This window comes from Bilophila sp. T19-St14, assembly GCF_059728385.1.
In genome coordinates this window covers 2,507,775-2,529,069 of sequence record NZ_BAAGFT010000001.1, presented here as the reverse complement: position 1 = coordinate 2,529,069, position 21,295 = coordinate 2,507,775, and the positions used below count along the sequence as shown (strand labels likewise).

General features: G+C 59.8%; 16 protein-coding genes. 13 read left to right on the top strand and 3 right to left on the bottom strand.

Annotation, left to right across the window (positions count from 1 at the left end):
- Window positions 1-65: 65 nt before the first annotated feature.
- Window positions 66-356, bottom strand: a complete 291-nt coding sequence (locus AC6I1V_RS10665; protein ID WP_486853575.1) for a hypothetical protein — start codon at window positions 354-356, stop codon at window positions 66-68.
- A 290-nt stretch (window positions 357-646) separates the two neighbouring features.
- On the opposite strand from AC6I1V_RS10665, the gene tgt reads away from it, so the two are divergent.
- The 9 genes from tgt (at window position 647) to hisG (ending at window position 12,641) form a co-directional block, all read left to right on the top strand.
- A complete protein-coding gene (gene tgt, locus AC6I1V_RS10660) occupies window positions 647-1,762 on the top strand; it encodes a tRNA guanosine(34) transglycosylase Tgt (protein WP_337430620.1) in 1,116 nt (371 codons plus the stop codon).
- 207 nt (window positions 1,763-1,969) lie between these two features.
- Entirely contained in the window at window positions 1,970-3,757 is a 1,788-nt protein-coding gene (murJ, locus tag AC6I1V_RS10655) for a murein biosynthesis integral membrane protein MurJ (RefSeq protein WP_486853574.1), read from the top strand.
- 295 nt (window positions 3,758-4,052) lie between these two features.
- Window positions 4,053-6,083: an LTA synthase family protein gene (locus tag AC6I1V_RS10650; protein ID WP_486853573.1), complete on the top strand. Its 2,031-nt coding sequence runs from the start codon at window positions 4,053-4,055 to the stop codon at window positions 6,081-6,083.
- Between the two features lie 252 nt (window positions 6,084-6,335).
- A complete protein-coding gene (locus AC6I1V_RS10645) occupies window positions 6,336-7,157 on the top strand; it encodes a class I SAM-dependent methyltransferase (RefSeq protein WP_486853572.1) in 822 nt (273 codons plus the stop codon).
- A 34-nt stretch (window positions 7,158-7,191) separates the two neighbouring features.
- Window positions 7,192-7,524, top strand: a complete 333-nt coding sequence (locus AC6I1V_RS10640) for a hypothetical protein (RefSeq protein WP_486853571.1) — start codon at window positions 7,192-7,194, stop codon at window positions 7,522-7,524.
- Window positions 7,525-8,442: 918 nt separating this feature from the next.
- A complete protein-coding gene (ilvB, locus tag AC6I1V_RS10635; RefSeq protein WP_337431716.1) occupies window positions 8,443-10,137 on the top strand; it encodes a biosynthetic-type acetolactate synthase large subunit in 1,695 nt (564 codons plus the stop codon).
- Window positions 10,138-10,406: 269 nt separating this feature from the next.
- Window positions 10,407-11,297, top strand: a complete 891-nt coding sequence (gene dapA, locus AC6I1V_RS10630) for a 4-hydroxy-tetrahydrodipicolinate synthase (protein WP_302551436.1) — start codon at window positions 10,407-10,409, stop codon at window positions 11,295-11,297.
- Between the two features lie 80 nt (window positions 11,298-11,377).
- The gene (gene hisI, locus AC6I1V_RS10625) at window positions 11,378-11,770 is read left to right on the top strand and encodes a phosphoribosyl-AMP cyclohydrolase (protein ID WP_486853570.1); all 393 of its coding nucleotides are present in this window, start codon (window positions 11,378-11,380) and stop codon (window positions 11,768-11,770) included.
- A complete protein-coding gene (gene hisG, locus AC6I1V_RS10620) occupies window positions 11,763-12,641 on the top strand; it encodes an ATP phosphoribosyltransferase (protein WP_302551438.1) in 879 nt (292 codons plus the stop codon). Before hisI ends, hisG begins: the two co-directional genes overlap by 8 nt.
- An 834-nt stretch (window positions 12,642-13,475) precedes the next feature.
- On the opposite strand, the gene AC6I1V_RS10615 is transcribed toward hisG, so the two are convergent.
- Complete coding sequence (locus tag AC6I1V_RS10615; RefSeq protein ID WP_337430391.1) at window positions 13,476-13,949, bottom strand: 23S rRNA (pseudouridine(1915)-N(3))-methyltransferase RlmH; 474 nt, start codon at window positions 13,947-13,949, stop codon at window positions 13,476-13,478.
- 114 nt (window positions 13,950-14,063) lie between these two features.
- Between AC6I1V_RS10615 and AC6I1V_RS10610 the strand changes: the two genes are divergently transcribed.
- Complete coding sequence (locus tag AC6I1V_RS10610; protein WP_302551440.1) at window positions 14,064-14,717, top strand: L-threonylcarbamoyladenylate synthase; 654 nt, start codon at window positions 14,064-14,066, stop codon at window positions 14,715-14,717.
- A 546-nt stretch (window positions 14,718-15,263) separates the two neighbouring features.
- Here the strand turns inward: AC6I1V_RS10610 and rimO are convergent.
- Window positions 15,264-16,565, bottom strand: coding sequence for a 30S ribosomal protein S12 methylthiotransferase RimO (gene rimO / locus AC6I1V_RS10605; RefSeq protein ID WP_337430390.1), 1,302 nt, complete (start codon window positions 16,563-16,565; stop codon window positions 15,264-15,266).
- A 410-nt stretch (window positions 16,566-16,975) separates the two neighbouring features.
- On the opposite strand from rimO, the gene rdgB reads away from it, so the two are divergent.
- From rdgB to rlmN, 3 genes are all read left to right on the top strand, one after another.
- Window positions 16,976-17,638, top strand: a complete 663-nt coding sequence (rdgB, locus tag AC6I1V_RS10600) for an RdgB/HAM1 family non-canonical purine NTP pyrophosphatase (protein ID WP_486853569.1) — start codon at window positions 16,976-16,978, stop codon at window positions 17,636-17,638.
- A gap of 145 nt (window positions 17,639-17,783) precedes the next feature.
- Window positions 17,784-19,118: an HD domain-containing protein gene (locus tag AC6I1V_RS10595; RefSeq protein ID WP_302551444.1), complete on the top strand. Its 1,335-nt coding sequence runs from the start codon at window positions 17,784-17,786 to the stop codon at window positions 19,116-19,118.
- A 484-nt stretch (window positions 19,119-19,602) separates the two neighbouring features.
- On the top strand, window positions 19,603-20,676 hold the full coding sequence (gene rlmN / locus AC6I1V_RS10590; RefSeq protein WP_302551445.1) for a dual-specificity RNA methyltransferase RlmN: 1,074 nt from the start codon (window positions 19,603-19,605) through the stop codon (window positions 20,674-20,676).
- Window positions 20,677-21,295 lie beyond the last annotated feature (619 nt).

Here is a 21,295-nt window from a genome sequence, read left to right as displayed (position 1 = left end):
TTAAGCCATGAAAAGATTATTTTTCAATGGTTTCAAATAGTTATATACAAAAATAACGACACGGCCTAGAAAAGGGTTGATGCTTTTTTCCTTGAAATTCCAAAGGAATAACCGGAAAATGCCTTGGCTATGGATTCCGCCAAGGGGAAACCTGGAGAAAAAGGCTGTCTTTTCACCGTGTTGTGGAGATGAAACTCAGTGCGGTACGCGCTACGGAGCTTCGAGATGCTTTTCACCGCGCTGTGGAGATGAAACAGCCACATAGACGGATCCTTTTGAAACTCCCAATAGGCAGCCGATAAAGCGCCCTGGCTGGGGGCAGCCATCATGAAAAGGCAATACACGGAAAGCCGCATTTTTCAGCCAGCAGGGTGCAAGGCAATCATTGGGCGAAGCCGGGCATACCGCAAAGCCGCGGCAGCCCTCAGCGGGCCCTGCCGCCTACGGGCAGCAACGGTTTCGCCGGCTGTCCGCCGCGCAGCCAACTGCCGTCTTCAACCGGATGAACATATCAATCATATCCCATGACGGAGCCTTTTAGCTTTCAGCCCACAAAGCCTTCCCCCTTTCCTTCAGGGGCATGAATATCGCGCACATCCCGGATGTAGCCCTTTTCAACGGCCCCCATAGCCTGTAAGCTGGCGGGATGAACACACCCGGAACTTTTCAGATACACGCCACGGACGGCGCGGCCCGTACCGGCGTCCTCCAGACGGCCCACGGCCCGGTAAACACGCCCATCTTCATGCCCGTCGGCACGGTTGGCAGCGTGAAGGCCATTGCACCCGACGATCTCAACGCCATCGGCGCTGAAATCATCCTCGGAAACACCTATCACCTGTACCTGCGGCCCGGCGACGAGCTTGTAGCGCGGCGCGGCGGCCTGCACGGGTTCAACGCGTGGGACAAGCCCATCCTCACGGACAGCGGGGGCTTTCAGGTCTTCAGCCTTTCCACCCTGCGCACCATCAAGGAGGAAGGGGTTACCTTCCGTTCCCATCTCGACGGCTCGAAGCACCTGTTCACGCCGGAAAAGGTGGTGGGCATCCAGCGCAACCTGAATTCGGACATCATGATGGTGCTCGACGAGTGCGTGCCCGCCGGGGCGGATCACACCTACACAGCCCGCTCGCTGACCATGACCACACGCTGGGCCAAGCGCTGCCGTGACGCCTATCCCAAGGGGACGGCAGGGAACCTGCTGTTCGGCATCGTGCAGGGCGGCATGTTCAAGGATCTGCGTTCGGAGTCCGCGCGCCAGCTCATCGATCTCGACTTCGAGGGCTATGCCATCGGCGGGCTCTCCGTAGGCGAGAGCAAGGACGTCATGATGGAGATGCTGTACCATACGGCCCCCATACTGCCTTCCGAAAAGCCCCGTTATCTCATGGGCGTAGGCACGCCGCTGGACATCATCAAAGGCATCGACGCGGGCGTGGACATGTTCGACTGCGTCCTGCCCACGCGCAACGCCCGCAACGGCACGCTGTACACCTCCCTCGGCAAGCTCAACATCAAGCGCCGCGAATTTGCGGAGGACGACGGCCCGCTCGATCCCGCCTGCAACTGCTACACCTGCCGCACCTTTTCCCGTGCGTATCTGCGGCACCTGTACGTTTCGCAGGAGCTGCTCTCCTTCCGGCTCAACTCCATCCACAACCTGGCCTACTTCCTCGACACCGTCCGCGGGGCCCGCGCCGCCATCCGCGAAGGCCGCTGGGCCGAGTACAGGCGGCGGTATGAAGAGTTGTATGATGTGTAGGGGAGATAAGGATTGAAGGGGGGAGGGGAAACCTTTCTGGAGAAAGGTTTCCCCTCCCCCCTTCAAACTTCCCCCCTCCTCTTCCAAAGACTTTTCCCCTTACCCAGTCCCTTATCCAGAGTGTTCCCGATGACAGAGAAACACGACTCGCCGAACGGCTTTCCTCCAGCGCATCAAGAGCGTTTGGAGCGGGGCCGGGAAACTGGAATGCCTTGTTTCAAGGGAGGGGCACCCTCCTCGTCTTCCTCCTCAAAAAACACGTTGATTGTCGGTGTGGGGACGCTCATTTCGCGGCTTTTGGGATTTGTGCGCGATGCAGGCATTGCGTGGCTGCTCGGCGGTTCGGGGGCGGCGGACGCGCTCACGGCGGCGCTGCGGATTCCGTACATGGCCCGGCGGCTGTTCGGCGAAGGCACGCTGTCCCTCTCCCTGACCGCCGCCTGTACGCGGGAGCGGCTGCGGGGCGGTTCCGGCTGCGGGCTTGCGCTGGCGGTAACGCGCAAGCTGGCCGTATGGACGGGGCTTTTGGTTTTGGCGTGCGTGGCGGGAGCGGGAACCGTCATGCGGGCCATCGCGCCGGGTTTGGAGGAACGCCCGGAAGTGTTCGGGGAGGCCGTTGCGCTGTTCCGTATCTGTGCCCCGTATATCTGGAGCGTCATGATGGCGGCGGGCTGCATGGCGGCCCTGCACAGCAGGCAGCGTTTCCTGCTGCCTTCGCTGACGCCATCCCTGTTCAACCTCTGCGTCATCGGCTTCGCGCTGCTGGCGGCCTTCAACCCGGCATTGCAGCCGGGCGTTCTCGTCGCCTGCGGCGTCCTCTGCGGGGGAATCCTGCAATGGCTGGTTCAGGTGCCCGCAATCCGTGTCCTCCAGCGCGAAGAGGGAAAAGGGGCCGCCGACGCACGGGCTGCCTCGGAAACCTTCCGCCGCCTCCCCGCGGGCATCGTTGGGGCCGCCATGCCCCAACTGGCCTTTCTCGGAGCCTCGGCTTTGGCCTCGCTCCTGCCCGAAGGCCATATGGCTTCCCTGTTTTATGCCGAACGGCTGTTGGAATTTCCCCTCGGCGTGCTCGGAGCCGCCGTAGGCATGGCCGCCGCGCCGCGCCTCGCGGAACTCGCGGCCTCCGAAGGGCTTTCCCGCCCTTCCCGTTCCCACGGAATCCCCCCGTTTTCCCTTTCACGGCAAAAAAGCCCCGGACAGGCTGACTCCACGCCCCCTCTTTCCGCTTCCCATGCGGCCTGTGACGATACCAAGGCGGCGGGCGCCCGCCTGCAAAAGCCTTGGGGGGATGAGGGGATGGGATTTACGGAAGGGGAGGACGAACTTTTTTTCAGGAGAGGGGGGCATCCCCGCGGTTCCCTCGCCCCTTCAAGCTCCCCGACAGCCCCTCTTCACGCCTTCTCGGATGAAATCCAGCGGGCGGCGCTGCTGTCGCTCGGCCTGAACCTGCCCGCAGCTGCGGGTCTGGCGGCGATATCCCTGCCGCTGGTCGCCGTTGTGCTTGGGCACGGGGCCTTTGATGCGGAAGCCGTTTCCGCCACGGCGCTTGCCCTGTGCGCCTACGCGCCCGGCCTGCCCGCCTATGCGCTTTCCCGGCCCCTGCTGGCGGCTTGCCACGCCTTGGAAAGCGGGCTCCCGCTCAAGGCCGCCGTCGTTGCTCTGGCCGTCGCCCTTGCCGGAGGTTACGCCTTCACCCTGCGTTTCGGGGCATGGGGGCCGCCGCTCGGCGTCTCCTTGGGGCTCTGGTGCAATGCGGCCCTGCTCTGGATCGGACTCTCCCGCAGGGTTTCCCTGCGGCTTCCGCTCCGCTCCCTCGCCGTACAGCTTGCTGGAACGGCCCTGACCTTCGGGAGCGCCTATGGCGTTGTCCTCTGGGCCGGGCACGCCTCGAACATCGCGCAGCTGGCCCTTGCCATACCAGCCGGGGCAGCCGTGTACGCCGCCTCCCTGCTCATCGGCGACCGGAATTCGTTCCGCCTCTTGAAAAAGCGATAGTCCACCTGGAGCATTTCCTCTTTACGTTGCCGTATTTCAAAGGCCATTGATGCCGGAAAAGACTGTAATGAGCCGATAGGCATGACCAGCATTGGAAAGGGGGGATGGACTCCGCGCTGGCCAATTGAGGGAAGGAATGCTTTTCCTCAAAAAAACTCCCCTTCCCCAATGCCTCTCCGCTCTTCCAAAGTTTACCCGATCTATCATTCCGGGCGGGCAACGCACCTCGCCCCGTGCGCTTTCCCACCTTTTCTAGGTACTTCACATTCTCACGCGCTCGTCCTATACAAAAAAAATGCAAAAGACATCTTTCTTCCCCCCGTTTATCCGCACCCTCAGCGTCCTTTTTATTGGCACGCTGTTGGCGCTTGTGCTGGCGCGAGGAGCCATGCTCGGCATCCTCTGGCCGGAAGTGGCCGGGAACCCCGCTTCCGACATCCTGAACGCCCTGTACATCGGTACGAAGTTCGATATTCGCATGGTCGTACTCGGGCTCATCCCCATTGCGCTCATCCTCGGCATCCCGCCTCTTGAGCGCCTTCTGGTCCGCAGCCGAGGCTTCCGTGGCTTGATCGACTTGTTGTACGCTACGGTTTTCGCCGCGGCCACGCTCGTGTACATCATCGATTTCGGCTGGTTCTTCTACATGCACACCCGCGTGGACGCGAGCCTGTTCGAACTGCTCGGTGACCCGGACATCGCCGGGACGATGGTCTGGGAAAGTTACCCCGTCGTCTGGATCACGTTCGGGCTCATCGTGGTTACGGCGCTGTACGCCCTGTTCTTCGGCAAAACGCTGGCCAGGCACGAAGCCACGCCGCGCCTCGGATGGAAAGGCCGCACCGGATGGAGCGTCGCCACATTCGCGATCCTGTTCCTCCTCGGCTACGGACAGATCAGCTCCAACCTCTTCCCGCTGCGTTGGAGCAACGCCTTTTTCAGCGTGGACAAAAACATCTCCATCCTCGCCCTGAACCCCATCCAGAACCTTTTCGATACGGTCAACGCGGCGCAGGGAACCCGGCCGAACATCGAGGCCACCCGGGAAAGCTACCCCCGCGTCGCGGCATGGCTCCGCGTGCCCAACCCCGATCCGCAAAAGCTCAACTTCATGCGCACGGCGCACGGCACCCCGGCGGAACAACAGGAAAAGCCGCTGAATGTGGTGGTCATCATCATGGAATCCATGACATGGCCGCGCACGTCCTTCTCGCCCAACCTGACCGGCATTCCCGAGGACACCACGCCGAACCTGATGGCCCTCTCCAAGGATTCGCTGTACTACCCGCTGTTCTTCGCGCCGACGCGCACCACCGCCCGCGCCATCTTCACCACCATGACCGGCATCCCGGACGTGAACCGCTCCGGCGGCACCAGTTCCCGCAATCAGGCACTGGTGGATCAGGCGCTGATGATGAATGAATTCAAAGGGTACAGCAAATATTACATGATCGGCGGCAGCGCGAGCTGGGCCAACATCCGGGGCTTCCTCTCCCACAACATTGAGGGATTGCACCTGCTTGAGGAAGGCTCGTGGAAAGCCCCCAATACCGACGTGTGGGGCCTTTCCGATCTCGATCTGTTCCGCGAGGCGGCCGCCGCGCTCACGAAATCCCCGAAGCCGTTCGTGGCGGTCATCCAGACGGCGGGGTTTCACCGCCCCTACACCATCCCCGAAGACAACGCGGGATTCCAGATCAAACAGCCGTCCGAAGCCATTCTCAAAAACTACGGCTTCACCGGCGCGGACGAATACAACTCGCTCCGCTTCTCCGACCACTCGCTCGGCGAGTTCTTCAAAATCGCCCGGCAGCAGCCCTGGTTTGACAACACCGTGTTCGCCATTTTCGGCGATCACGGCCTGAACGACACGTCCCTGAACATGTCCCCCGGCTATCTGGCCTGCCGCCTCCAGAGCAACCATACGCCCATGCTCATCTACGCGCCCGGCCTCGTCGCTGCGGGCAAACTGCAGCCCGGCGTCGACGGCCGCCCGTGCGGCCAGCCGGACATCTTCCCCACGCTGGCGTCCCTCGCCGGAATCCCCTACCGCTACAACGCGATGGGGCGGAACCTCCTCGATCCGGACACCAAACGGGATGAAATGCAGTTCCTCGGCGGGGAAACCGAATCCACGGTGCGGCTTGTGGAAAACGGCTATTGCTACATCCGCGAAACCGACGAACACATGTACAAAATGGACGCCCCCGTACTGGAGGATCTGCTCAACACGGACCCCGAGCGCGCCGCCCACATGCGCCAGTACGCGCAGGACTTCTACAACGCTTCCAAGTACCTTTTGTATAACAACAAAAAGTTCGACTAATTCTGAAAGGCTCCTTTCTCCCCGAAGGGCATGGGGCACCCGTGGCGGTTCCCATAACCAACAAAGGCCGGTGCCTGCGCATCGGCCTTTGTTGGTTACGGCAGGAGATTACATTCTGCACGGGGATGGTTGCATTCCGTAACCTCCGCGGAATGGAACATCCGCCGCCGCAATACGGCATGCTCTTCCCCTTCATGCCGAATCATCTTTGATAACTAAGGAATACGCATCTTCCTTTCCCAGAAAAGGCAAATGGCACGTTCCATGCTTGCTATGGGTACAGGCCCGCAGCCCCGGACGAAAGAGCCCGCGGCTGCGGATCTCACGTCCCTATGGAACATCAACAAAGGAAAACACGTGCCTCACCCTACGATACACGCCGCTTGCCTTGCATCTTCCGTCAGGGCCTTGTCCGGAACCTGCTCCAGGCCCGCCGCCTTCGTGGGCAACCGCAAGAAAACAAGTCCCCATGAGCCCGTTCTGTCCGGCATAAAGGCACGGTTTGGGGCACTAGCCCGATACGTCGCGGCCCTTAACGAAAAAGCGGCCTTAGGGCTGTCCGCCGCAGCTCAATCGCGCCAGCCCGTCAAACAACTGGAGGAGCTCCTTCCCTTGCCGGAAACGGGAACGCTGCTGCATTTTGAAGCGGGGGACGGCGGCTTTCTGGAGGCCTTTCACGCCGCGCGGCCCGGCTGGGAGCTTTCGGCCATCGAATCCGGCGACGCGTTCATGCGGCTGCTCAAAAAAGGCTTCCTGCGTTCCGCGTACAACGCGGACTACCGCGATGCCGACATCGCTTCCCGATTCGACATCATCGCCGTCACCAAACCCCTGGATGAAATGGTGAAGCCCCTCAACGCCGTCCGCTGGCTGAGCCGCCGCCTCGCGGACAACGGCACGCTGTTCCTCTGGCAGCCCACCCCGCTTATAGGCGCAGGCTTGTCGCTCTGCGGCCTCCCGATCCGCATCGCCAACCTTACGGCCCTTTGCAAAGCCGCCGGGCTCTCCGTGGGCACAATCACGATGGAAGGCAACGCCATCTGCCTCTGTGCCCGGAATGCGTCTCAACACTAGGCCGTGCCGTTATTTTTTGGCTGTGTTATAGAAAATGGTTGATGCTTTTTTCCTTGAAACTCCAGCGGACTACCGCGATGCCGACATCGCTTCCCGATTCGACATCATCGCCGTCACCAAACCTCTGGATGAAATGGCGAAGCCCCTCAACGCCGTCCGCTGGCTGAGCCGCCGCCTCGCGGACAACGGCACGCTGTTCCTCTGGCAGCCCACCCCGCTTATAGGCGCAGGCTTGTCGCTCTGCGGCCTCCCGATCCGCATCGCCAACCTTACAGCCCTTTGCAAAGCCGCCGGGCTCTCCGTGGGCACAATCACGATGGAAGGCAACGCCATCTGTCTCTGTGCCCGGAATGCGTCTCAACACTAAGCCGTGCCGTTATTTTTTGGCTGTGTTATAGAAAATGGTTGATGCTTTTTTCCTTGAAATTCCAAAGGAATAACCAGCCAAATGCCTTAGGCATGGATTCCGCCAAGGGGGAAACTGGAGAAAAAGGCCGTATTTTCGCCGTGCTGTGGAGATGAAACAGCCACATGCTCTGACAGGGCCTTACCATTTTGCAATGCTGAAGTTTAAGGCACGCCCGTCCCGGCATTGGACAGCACAGATGCATTGTGCTTATGCCTTGCGACCGTCCGCTTCACGCAGCCGGAAGAGCCTTTTCAACGTGAAAACGCTCCAATATGCAGGAAGCTTGAACTGCGTGCCCTTCCAAAAGATTGAAGGAAAGGCGGGGAACCCCTCCTCCGTGCAAAAGGGCCCCGCTTCATGACCGAAACGGAATCCCCACCGTTCGGGCCCCTCACACGCGGCAGGGATGAAACCGGGCAACCCGATCGGCTCTGGACAGGGTTGGAGCCCCTCACACACGGTAAGGGCTTGCCCTGTTCGGTCTCGTCCGGGTTGTACGGAATTGGAGTTCCCCACACGCGGCAAGGGCACGCCCGGCTCAAGAACCGCCGGCGGCCTTTGGCTCACCCCTCCCCACATGCCAGAGGCACACCGGATGCCTTGGAGCAATCCTGCCTTATCTGCCCAGATTGCTCACATGCCAAGGGCGCGCCGGAACCTGTGGGCGGAAAGCCCAAAGCCTTCCCCACAGCGTGCCAAGGGCACATAAGGCCATCCCAGTATACGGAAAACCGCCCCCTCATGGGTTCAAGGCCCGAAAACCGGAGAGAAAAAAGGGGGAAAGCCCGGCAAAAGGGCTAGACCTCCAACTGTCTCACGGCTATACACAACAGACGGAGTGTTCTTTTCACCTTGTACCGAACGGAGTGTTCTTCAATGCAGTTGAACGGTGCCAGAATTCTCATCGAGTGTCTGATTCGCGAAGGCGTCAACATCATCTTCGGGTATCCCGGAGGGTCCGTACTGGACATCTATGATGAACTGCCCCAGTACGGCGAACAGCTACGCCACGTTCTGGTACGTCATGAGCAGGCCGCCGTTCACGCCGCCGACGGATACGCCCGCGCCACGGGCAAGGTCGGCGTCTGCATGGCCACATCCGGCCCCGGAGCCACCAACACGGTGACCGGCATCGCGACCGCGTACTGCGATTCCATCCCGCTGGTGATCTTCACCGGGCAGGTACCCACCGGGCTCATCGGCAACGACGCGTTCCAGGAGGTGGACATTGCGGGCATCACACGCCCCTGCACCAAACATAACTATGTGGTGAAGGACGTGAAGGATCTCGCCAAGGTCGTGCGGCAGGCCTTCTATCTGGCCCGCTCCGGGCGTCCCGGCCCCGTGCTTGTGGATCTGCCCAAGAACGTGCTTCAGGGTTCGGCCGAGTTCGCATGGCCCGAAGACGTGAGCCTGCGCAGCTATAACCCGACCTACCGCCCCAACTTCGCCCAGATCCGCAAGGTCGTGGACGCGCTCTACAAGGCGGAGCGCCCCCTGCTGTTCGGCGGCGGCGGCGTGATCATGTCCAACGCCAGCGAAGAATTCCGCAGCCTCGCCAAAACACTCAGCATCCCGGTGACCTGTTCCCTGATGGGCCTCGGCGCGTTCCCCTGCGATCACCCGCAGTGGCTCGGCATGCTCGGCATGCACGGAACCTATGCCGCCAACAAAGCCGTCAGCAACGCCGACCTCCTGATCGCCGTGGGCGTGCGCTTCGACGACCGCGTGACCGGGCGCCTCTCCTCTTTTGCGCCCAAGGCCACCATCGTCCATATCGACATCGACCCCACATCCATCCACAAGAACGTCAATGTGCGCATCCCGGTGGTGGGCGACTGCCGCAACTCGCTGCTCGCCATCCGCGAACACCTCGAAGCCCGCGAACCGCTCCCCTGGAAGGAACGCTTCGCCGCATGGCAGGGTCAGCTTGACGAATGGAAGCAAGAGCAGCCCATCACATGGACGCCCGGCGAAACGACGATCAAGCCGCAGGAAGTCATCAAGGCCGTGGACAGGATCACGGAAGGCAAGGCCATCCTGACCACGGAAGTGGGCCAGCACCAGATGTGGGCCGCGCAGCTCTACAACTTCACCGAACCGCGCACCCTGCTCACTTCGGGCGGCCTCGGAACCATGGGCTACGGCTTCCCCGCCGCCATCGGCGCGCAGTTCGCCTACCCCAACAAGCTCGTCATCGACGTGTCCGGCGACGGCTCGTTCCAGATGAACCTTCAGGAGCTCATCACCGCCGTCAGCAACAAGCTGCCGGTCAAGGTGCTGCTCCTGAACAACGGCTGTCTGGGCATGGTCCGCCAGCTCCAGGATCTTTTCTACGGAGGCCGCCTCAACGCCGTGGACATCCCGGATCAGCCGGATTTCGTGAAGCTCGCCGAAGCCTATGGGGCCGAAGGCTACCGCGTCTCCAAGCTGGAAGACCTTGAGCCCACGCTCCGCACCGCGTTTGCCAGCCCGAACACGGCCATCATCGACGTCATCGTCGAGCGTGACGAAAACGTGTACCCCACCGTGCCCTCCGGGGCTTCGCTGGACGAAATGCTGTTGCTGTAAAAAGGCTGTACAATGTCGGGAGAGGGGGCCATTCCATAACCGCCCCTCCCTCCCAACGGCGCACCACCTCCCCCTTTCAGCCGCGGGGAGGCCGCCCGGAAGGCCGTTTCAAGGGCGCGGACACATTGAAACGGCAGCTGTGCGGGAAACCGCAAAACAAGGTTGTTGGGCGCACGGAACCCGGAACGGCGTTTTTTCCGCCGCCCGCTTTACTGCCCCCGCGCTTTGCGATACGTTCAGACCCATCACCGTACCGAAAGGGGATTGTTATGACTACCGGACGTTTCCACGGAGCTTTCACCGCACTGGTGACGCCGTTCAAGAACGGCAAGATCGATGAGGAAGCTTACCGTGAATTCATCGAATGGCAGATCGAACAGGGCATCGACGGCCTCGTGCCCTGCGGCACCACCGGCGAATCCGCCACGATGACCCACGACGAGCATGAAGCCGCCATCCGCATCTGCGTCGAGCAGGTCAACAAACGCGTTCCCGTCATCGCCGGCGCGGGCTCCAACAACACCCGCGAAGCCATCCCTCTGACCCAGTTCGCCAAAAATGTCGGCGCGGACGCCGCCCTGCACATCACCCCCTATTACAACAAGCCCACGCAGGAAGGCCTGTACCAGCACTTCAAGACCATCTGTTCCGAAGTGTCCATGCCCATCATCCTGTACAACGTGCCCGGCCGCACCGGCTGCAACATGCTGCCCTCCACCGTGGCCCGCATCGCCCGTGACGTGCCCGATGTCGTGGGCATCAAGGAAGCCACGGCGGATCTCATCCATGTGTCCGACCTCGTGGAACAGTGCCCCGAAGGGTTCCAAGTCCTCTCCGGCGACGACTTCACCGTGCTGCCCCACATCGCCGTGGGCGGCTGCGGCGTGATCTCCGTGACCGCGAACGTCGCGCCCAAGCTGATGGCCGACCTCTGCAAGGCCACCCTCGCCGGGGATATGGACGAAGCCAGACGCCTGCATTTCAGGCTCATGCCCATCAACCGGGCCATGTTCCTTGAAACCAACCCGATCCCGGTCAAGACCGCCGTGTGCATGATGCGCGGCCTTGATCTCGAATTCCGCCTGCCCATGGTTCCGCTTATGCCGGACAACCTTGAAAAGCTGACCAAGACGCTCAACGACTGCGGCCTGCTTCATTAATGCAAGCGTACGCAAGCGCCACGGCCTCTTCGGAGTCCGTGGCGTTTTGCGTTTGAAAAACATACGCATAAGGAGACTTCATGGAATCGTCACTTACCTTTACGCCGGACTTCAGCAAATCTGGGGGCCTCATCGCCGCCGTCGCGCAGGATGCGGAAACCCTTGATGTTCTCATGCTGGCGTGGATGAACCCCGAAGCATGGGAAAAGACCCTCGAAACGGGCGAAGCCCATTATTACAGCCGCAGCCGCAAGTGCCTGTGGCATAAAGGCGGCACATCGGGGCATGTGCAGAAGGTGAAGTCCATCCGGCTTGACTGCGACGGCGACGCCGTCGTGCTGCTCATCGAGCAAATCGGCGGGGCCGCCTGCCATGAAGGGTACAGAAGCTGTTTTTCCCGCGAACTCCGCGACGGCAAGGTATCCCGCTGTTCCGAACTCGTATTTGATCCCAAAGAGGTGTACAATGGCTAATCCCATTCTCAAGCTCGGCCTGCCCAAAGGCTCCCTGGAAGACCCGACCATCGATCTCTTCGACCGCGCCGGCTGGAAGGTGCGCAAGCACCCCCGCAACTACTTCCCCGACATCAATGATCCCGAAATCACGGCCCGCCTCTGCCGCGTGCAGGAAATCCCCCTCTACATTCAGGACGGCGTGCTTGATCTCGGCCTGACCGGCAAGGATTGGGTCAAGGAAACCAAGGCCGACGTCGTGGTGGTTTCCGACCTCATCTACTCCAAGGTTTCCAACAAGCCCGCCCGCTGGGTGCTCGCCGTCGCCGGCGATTCCCCCTACCAGAAGCCCGAAGACCTCGCGGGCAAGCGCATCGCCACCGAGCTCATGGGCGTGTGCACCGAATATTTCAAGGAACGCAACATCCCGGTCAACATCAACTATTCATGGGGCGCGACCGAAGCCAAAGTTGTGGAAGGCCTCGCCGACGCCATCGTGGAAGTGACGGAGACGGAAACCACCATCCGCGCCCATAACCTCCGCGTCATCGACGAAGTGCTGGTGACGAACACGGTGCTCATCGCCAACGCCGCCGCCATGCGGGACCCGGAAAAGCGCCGCAAGATCGAGCAGATCGATCTGCTCCTTCAAGGCGCGCTGCGCGCCGAGTCGCTCGTCTGCCTCAAGATGAACGCCCCCGCCGCCAAGCTGGACGCCATCCTTGCCCTGCTGCCCTCCCTGAACTCCCCCACCGTCGCCCCGCTCCAGAACGGCGAATGGCTTTCTCTTGAAACCGTGGTCAGCACCGGCATCGTCCGCGACCTCATCCCCCAGCTCCGCGAAGCCGGGGCCGAAGGGATTCTGGAATACGCGCTGAACAAGGTCATCTAAGGGGAAATGCCTCCGGCGGGCAGGGCTCCGCCCTGCACCCGCTGGGGGGCGAGCCGCCCCCCAGACCCCGGCATAACGGCAGATGCAAAACGGTTCCGCATCCAGCTTGCGCTGGACACGGAACCGTTTTGCATCTGCCGCCCTTTCCCTATTGGGAATTCCCTATTGAGGCCGTGCCGTCATTTCTATATAACTATTTTAAATTATTAAAAATAATTATTTCTATAGGCTCTGTTATAGTTTGTGGCTGTTTCATCTCCATAGTATGGTGAAAATACAGCCTTTTTCTCCGTTTTTCTCCTTGGCGGGAGCCGCGGCTACGGCATTTTGCCGATTATCCCTTTGGAGCTTTAAGGAAAAGGCTCTGTCATAGTACATAATTGTTTTTGTTTTAGTAATATACTGAAAATATATGATTTTTTAAATTTTCTGCTGGTGGGCTCTGTGATTGGGGGATTTTATTGGTTATTTCTTTGGAATTTCAAGGAAATAAAGCATCAACCGTTTTCTATGACACAGCCAAGGAAAAAAGCATCAACCATTTTCTATAACACAGCCTTTTTATAACTTAAAAAATAATAAAATAATTTCAATGTATTACATATAGTTAACGACACAACCTAGAGAACGTTAACATATTATTCTTAATAATATAAAAAGCGGCATTTCCAGGAAACTTTCAACAAACCTCAATCCGTCGCATCACCGCAGCCATCATCCGCCCCACTTACGAAAGTCTTTGAAGAGGAAGGGGGAGGTTTGGAGGGGGAAGGGGAAACTTTCTACAGAAAGTTTCCCCTTCCCCCTCCAATCTTCATTTCCACCCCAGCCCTATCAATGATGGTACGGCAGCCCGCGCGTCAGGGACTCGGCGCGGTACAACTGCTCAAAAAGTACGACGCGGGCGAGCTCATGGGTCATGGTGAGGGGGCCGAGGGCGAGCAAATGGCTGGCCGCCTGCTTTACGGAGTCGTCAAGCCCAAAGGCCCCGCCGATGATAAAACAGGGGCGGCGGCCAGCGTTCTCGGAAAGCCGCTCCAGAAAAGCGGAGAATTGCCGGGAGGTAAAGGCCTTCCCCCGTTCGTCAAGCACGACGGGAATGTCGGAGGCGGAAAGGGCGGATAAAATCCCCTTGCCTTCCAAAGCATTACGGTCAACAATAGGCAAGGAAGGATCGCCGTCCCTGACAATGGACTCGGTGAACGCCCGCCAGCGGGCGAGCCGCTCAACATAATGCTCGGCGGCGGCCTTCCAGAAGGGCGTCTTCAAACGCCCCACGGCAACGATTCGCAATGGCTTTAAAGTCATGATACCCTGTTGTTGCGGGGATGGAATGTATGTTGCGGGCTTCCGGCCCGCAGCCTCACAAGCTCTGGGAAAGAGAGCCTTCACCTAACATCGGCAGGCCCGGGAGGCAAGCATATGACATCTTCACAGGCTAGCGACGTCAACACGCCGCCCTACGTGGACTTAAAGCGCGCGGCGGAGCTCATGCTTGATGGGCATCCCATCATCTTCCCAACGGAAACCTTTTTCGCACTCGGCAGCCGTGCCCTCGACGCCGACGCTACCGCACGGGTTTACCGGGCCAAGCACCGCTCTACAGTCCGCCCTTTGCCCTTGATTCTGGGCGACTGGGAGCAGCTTGATATGATCGCCAAGGTTCACGACGGGCTTATGCCGCTCCTGAAACGCTTCTGGCCCGGCCCGCTCTCGGTCATCCTCCCGGCGCGCCTCCGCGTCCCGGACATCCTCACCGGAGGCACGGGCCGCGTGGCCGTGCGCCTGTCCTCGCATCCCGTAGCCCGCGCGCTTGCGCAGGCCGTAGGCGAGCCCATCACCTCCAGCAGCGCGAACATCAGCGGCAACCCCGCCGTCGTCAGCGTCAAGCAGCTCGACGAAGAGCTGATCGCTTCGGTCATGGGCATCCTTGACGAGCCGCCCGTTCCCGCCGGAGGTCTGCCTTCCACGCTCGTCGAGCGCATGGAAGACGGCAGGCTTCGCCTCCTCAGGGCAGGCGCCGTCACCTCCGCTCAGATTGTTGAAGCCGGGTTTGAGGTTGTGGAAGAGGAGTAAGATTGGAGGGGGGAAGGGGAACCTTTCTGGAGAAGGGCTTCCCCTTCCCCCCTCCAAACCTCCCCCTTTCCCCTCCTAAGACTTTCGGGTTTATCGAATCCCGTATGGCGGCTTTCCCGTTCGCGACAAGTTCTTCAGTTTTTTCTTAAAAAATCTGTTAGTTATAATGGTTGATATTTTATTTTTTGGAATTTCAAATAAACAACAAAGGCTGTGCCATAGAAAACGGTTGGCGTTTTTTTCTTGAAGTTCCAAAGGAATTCCTCCCCAATGCCTCCAATCATGGAGCCCCTCAGCGGAAAATGGAGGAAAATCCTGTAGCTTCATCATATTGTGTAAATAAGACAGCCAGATGCTTTGACAGAGCCTTTCTCCTCCACTTTCCGCCGGGGGACGGCTGCCAAGGCATGGCTTGCCGTACCGCCCTTCACGCCGTCTGCCTTTACGAAAGTTTTAGGGGGGAGGGGATGGGGTTTGGGGAAGGGGAGGGGCCACTTTTGAAAAAGTGGCCCCTCCCCTTCCCCAATCTTCCCCTTTCCTCCCCAGCTACGCAAGCGCGACCAAATCGTAGTCGCGGCACTCGACGATGTCGGCATCGACGAGCGCGCCAGGCTCGACGCCGGGGCCGCTGATGTAAACCATACCGTCGATTTCGGGGGCCTGAAACCACGCGCGCCCGGTATGCAGGCCGGGCCACTCGGAATGGGGCGCATCCACGAGGATGGACAGGCGGTCACCTTCAAACTGGGAGAGCCACTCCGCGCTGATGTCGGCCTGCGCTTCCATGAGCACATCGCGGCGCCATTCCTTCACACGGTCTTCGACCTGATCGGGCATGACGGCGGCCGGCGTCCCTTCTTCGGCACGGTAGGCGAACACGCCGAGATGCTGGAAGCGCACCTCTTCAATGAATTCGCGCAGATGCTCAAAATGCGCCTCCGTTTCTCCGGGGAACCCGACCATGATGCTCGTGCGCAGGGCTGCTTCGGGGAAGACGCTGCGGATGCGGTCAATGGCCTCGCGGGGGTTGCGCGCAAAGGGGCGGCCCATACGGGACAGGACATCCGGGTGGGAGTGCTGCACGGGGACATCAAAGTACGGCACAAACGGCTTGCCCGCCTCGCGCAGATACTTGAGCATTTCGCGCGTCATCCCGGCGGGGTAAAGATACATGAGGCGCAGGCGTTCAAGGCCCGGCAACGGCAGGAGGCCGTCGAGCAGGGTACGAAGATCCTGCTTGCCGTCGAGATCACAGCCCCATTCCGTGAGATCCTGCGCCACGAGATTCAGTTCCTTGACCCCCTGATCCAGCAGGGCGCGGGCCTCGCGGACGATCATGTCCTTGCAGTGGGAGCGGTGCCCGCCCCGGATATTGGGGATGGCGCAGAACGAACAGGCATGGCGGCAGCCGTCGCTGATCTTGAGCCATGCGTAGGATGGCCCGGTGCTCAGGATACGGCCCGGAACCGTGGGTTCGGGGAGGCCGAGCTTCCGCGCGAGCATGGCGGGCCACTCCTCCAGATCGCTGTTGTCCAGCCAAAGATCCACTTCGGGCAGCTCAGGGGCCAGATCTTCCGCGTGGTAACGCCCCACGAGGCACCCGGCGACCGCCAGCAGCGGACGCTTGGGGAGGTCTTCGATGTCGGCGATGGCCTGCGCAATCGTCCGTACGGATTCCTCCGTGGCGGGCTGGATAAAGGCGCAGGTATTGATGAAAACAAGATCGGCCTCATCCGGCGAGTCGACGGGAACCAGCGCCGCCCCAAGGGAACCAAGGAGGCGCTCCGTGTCCACCCGGTTCTTCGGGCAGCCGAGGCTTGTGGAATAACAACGCAGTGAAACGGACATGACGCACCTCATTCTGGGACAGCTCCGCCGTGCGGCGGGGATGTCGTATAGCTTCAAGAACGGCAACACGCTCTCGTGAAGGGGAAATTTCCGGCCTCAACAGCCGGATAAGCGTTTTCCCCATCACCGGAAAAGGCTCCCACGCCTTTTCCTATCATTCCCTTTTGGCGGGCGGCAATGGAATGTTTTCCCCCGACCGGAGGGCTCCGGTGCGGCTTCGCGTCAGGAAACGCTCTGCGGGCCGGGCCGGACGAAGGGGCATCCCGCAGCGGGATTCCCGCCCTTTCACGAAAAGCAATGCCCAACCTGTTGACGGGGCATGGGATTGGCGGCAAACTGCGCGGCGCGACAGTCCGCCGCACGACCCGTTGGTGGTACGCAATATGGCGGCAATGCGCAAGGAGCAGACCATGAGCGAACAGCCTCACGATACGGAACCCGTTACCATCGTCCTCGCCACCCGCAATCAGGGCAAAGTCCGCGAACTGGCGGAGCCGCTGCGCGCCTTCGGCCTGCGCGTCGTCGGGCTGGACGCCTTCCCCGATCTTCCCGAAGTGGAGGAAACGGGCACTACTTTTGAAGAAAACGCCCTGCTCAAGGCCCGCGAAGTTTCCAAACGCACCGGCCTTGTCGCCATTGCCGACGACTCCGGGATCGAAGTGGATGCCCTCAACGGCGCGCCCGGCGTGTACTCCGCCCGCTACAGCGAAGACATGCCGGATTTGCCCGGCACCACCAAGGACGAACGCAATACGATGAAGCTCCTCGCGGCCCTGTCGTCCGTGCGCCTGTGGAACCGTTCGGCGCGCTTCCGTACCGTCATCGCCGCCTGCACGCCGGAAGGCGAAACCCTCGTCGCACCCGGCACATGGGAAGGCAGCGTCGCCTGTTCCCCGCGCGGCAAAAACGGCTTCGGCTACGATCCCGTTTTCCTTGATCCCGAACTGGGCCTCACCGCGGCGGAAATGTCCCCGGAAGAAAAAATGGGCCGCAGCCACAGGGCCAAGGCCCTGCGCGAACTTCTGCGCCTCTGGCCCTCCTTCTGGGGAGGGTATCTCCAGAAGAGAGCTTGACTTTTCCCCGTCCGGCTGTGACTTTGGGGCTGGCAAAAAACCTGCTCAAAGACTATACTGATGCCCACGGGAAGGACGGCTTTTCAATGGGAACCGCCCCTTGTATGGGCATTATGCCGCTATCCGACAGACAGGAGAACAGTTCATGGATCAAGCCACCCTCATGGATAAAATCAAAACCGGGACCACGCTCTGCAAGGCCATCATGCGCAACGGCTACGACGCCTATGCCATCAATGCGCCGCTGCAGGGCCTGATCTTTGAAAAAACCGGCGTATTCGACGTGGACATCGCCTGTGCCTGCGATACGGAAACCCTCTTCAAAATTTTCCCCAACGCCGTCCCCTACACTGAAGAAGGCGCCATGGCCATGCTTCAGGAAAACGGCGTCACCCTGCGTTTCTACGCTACGGATGTTGAGGACGCTTCCCACCCGGAAATGAGCCAGCTCCGCATCACGCCGCGCCTTGCGCGCCTCCTCGCCGAGCTCCAGCTCAAGGGGCAGCTCAAAAGCTCCAATACCAGCGATCCCGAAGCCAAGGATTTTGAGGACTTCGACAAGGCCGGAAGCGTCAAGCTGGTGGGCCTGCCGAGCAAGACGCTCGCCAAGGACTACCTGCTCGCCATCCGCGCCCTGCGCTATGCCGCAAACTTCGATTTGCCCGTCAACCCGCACACATGGGTGAGCATCATCCAGTCCGCCAACCGTATCCTCGACTACGTGCCCGCCCGCGAAATCATGGAAGAATGGCGCAAGGTCGCCGCCGAATCCATGTGGAAGTTCGTGCAGCTCCTCTTTGAAGCCCAGCTTCTGCACGGCCTCATGCCCGAAATCGCCGCCCTGGCCTGCATCAAGCAGGAACGCAACGACGACGGCGACATCGAAAGCGTCTTCGATCACACCATCGAATGCATGAAGCGTTACCCCGAAGAAGGGTTCAGCATGGACTGGTACGGCACCCTCGCCACCATGTTCCATGATGTGGGCAAGCTCTACACCGCCGAACACCTCAACGGGCGCTGGACGTTCTACCAGCACCACCGCGTGGGCGCCGGGGTGACCCGCAAAATCCTGCGCCGCCTGCATTTTACGTCGGAAGACATCGATCTCATCTGCCATCTCGTGCGGCATCACATGATGTTCCACTTCATGCTGACCGACCGCGGCATCCGCCGCTTCAAGGCCCTGCCCGAAACCGAACGCCTGATTGCCATGTGCCGTGCCGACATCAAGGCCCGGAATGGCAGCTATACCTACTTCAACCACAACACCAAGTACCTCACCCGCGCCGAAACGGATGAGCTCCTGCTCGAACCGCTCCTCAACGGCAACGAAATCATGGAATATACCAGCCTGCCCCCCGGCCCCGCTGTGGGCACCATCCGCGAAGCCCTTCTTCAGGCGCAGATCGCCGGAGAAGTTACCGACCGTGATTCCGCCATCACCTTTGTCAAGAATTATGCGGCAAAGCTGAAGTAGTCCGATTCCGATTGATGATTGCGATTGGGGAGGGAGGAGAAACGTTAAGAAGGGGAAGCCCCACGTTTCTCCTCCCCTCTTGCAGCCTACCAGCGCGGCCCGGCCTTTCCCTCTTCTCTTCAAAAATTTTCGTGTGTATCGAACCCCTGTTGCCCGCTTCCCCGACATTCAAAGAATATACGGCTTGAAGCGGAGCCCCGCCCCATCCGGTACAGGCCGGAACGGGTACGTTTTCGCCATACCGCCGGGACAGCAGAACGATCTAGCCGGTTCCTTATTTTTATGGCTGTTTCATAGGAAATGATTGATGGCTTATTTCTCGAAACTCCAAGGGGATGGCCAATAGAATCCCACAACTGTAAAGCCCGTCAACGAAAAACGAGAGAAAAAGTCTCTGTTTTCACCATACTGTGGAAATGAAACAACCGTATCCCATAACAGGGCCTTTTTTATTCACCTATACCCGCAGAGTAACGCAGCGCGCATGATAGACATCCTGAATCTGACGTTCCCCGAACTTGAACGCTTCATCGTGGAAGATCTGGGCCAGCCCAAATTCCGGGCCGTGCAGGTCTGGCAGTGGATATGGCAAAAGCACGCCACCTCGTTCGACGCCATGACCGACGTTTCCAAGCAGCTTCGCGCCAAGCTCGCGGAAGTCGCGGAGATCGTGCTTCCTGAGATCGTGACGGTACAGACCTCATCCGACGGCACGGAAAAGCTGCTGCTCCGGCTGCGGGACGGCGCACTGGTGGAGACGGTCATCCTCCCAAGCACGGGGCAGGACGGTTCCGTGCGGATAGCCCAGTGCGTTTCTTCGCAAATCGGCTGTGCGATGGGCTGCACGTTTTGCAGCACGGGCACGATGGGGTTCATCCGCAACATGACCGCCGGGGAAATCCTGAGCCAGGTTCTTGTGGCCCGCATGAGGCTCGGAGACAACCGCATCGATCACCCCATTATCCGCAACCTCGTCTTTATGGGCATGGGCGAGCCGCTCCTTAACCTGCGCGAAACCACCCGTGCCCTTGAAATGCTGAATCACGACAAGGGAATGGATTTCTCCCCCCGCCGCATTACCGTTTCGACCTGCGGCATCAAGGCGGGCCTGCGCGAACTTGGCGACAGCGGACTGGCCTTCCTCGCCGTCTCGCTCCACGCGCCCAATCAGGAACTCCGCGCCAAGATCATGCCCAAGGCCGCAAACTGGCATCTCGACGATCTCATGGCGACGCTGGAAAATTATCCGCTCAAGACGCGCGAGCACATCACATTCGAGTACCTCCTGCTCGGCGGCGTGAACGATCAGCCCGAACACGCCCGCGAACTCGCCAAGCTCGTTTCCCGGGTCAAGGGCAAGCTCAACCTCATTGCCTACAACCCCTCGGAGACCCAGCTTTACAAGGCCCCCACCGAGGCGGACATCCTTGCGTTTGAAAAGATCCTCTGGTCCAAGGGCATCACCGCCATCCTCCGCAAGAGCAAGGGGCAGGACATCAAGGCCGCCTGCGGCCAACTGAAGAGTGAATGGGAGCGTGGGAAAGGCGGCGGAGAGTAAGATTGGAGGGGGGGAAGGGGAACCTTTCTGAAGAAAGGCTTCCCCTTCCCCCCTCCAAACCTCCCCCCTTCCCCTCCCAAGACTTTTATATGGCTCAACGGAGGCCGGATGGACTGCATCACGCCGTTTCGGAGCCGAACGTCCCCCGGAGGCACGGCAGAAATCCCCCCGTATAGTAGGCGCTTCTCGTTTCGGACACTTCATATCCTCAACAGGCTGAAACCCATAAATAAAAGGCCCACATCACGATGCGGGCCTTTTATTTAAGCAAAACCGCTTCTTTTTCCCTAGGCCGTGTCATCTTCTTATATAATTATTTGAAATTATTAAAAATATTTTTATAGTTTAAAAATAGTCAAATAATTTCAATAGATATATCTAATTAACGACACGACCTAACACGAATCCCATTACAGGGTCATTGCCTTCAAAGGCCCTGTCATAGCGTGTGGTTGTTTCATCTCCACAGTATGGTAAACAGGCAGTCTTTTTCTCCGGTTTTCCTCTTGGCTGAATCCAAGGCTAAGGCATTTTGTCGGCTGTTCCTTTGGGACTTCAAGGAAAGACATCAACCATTTTCTATGGCACAGCCTTTCTTATTTCGGACACTTCGTATCTT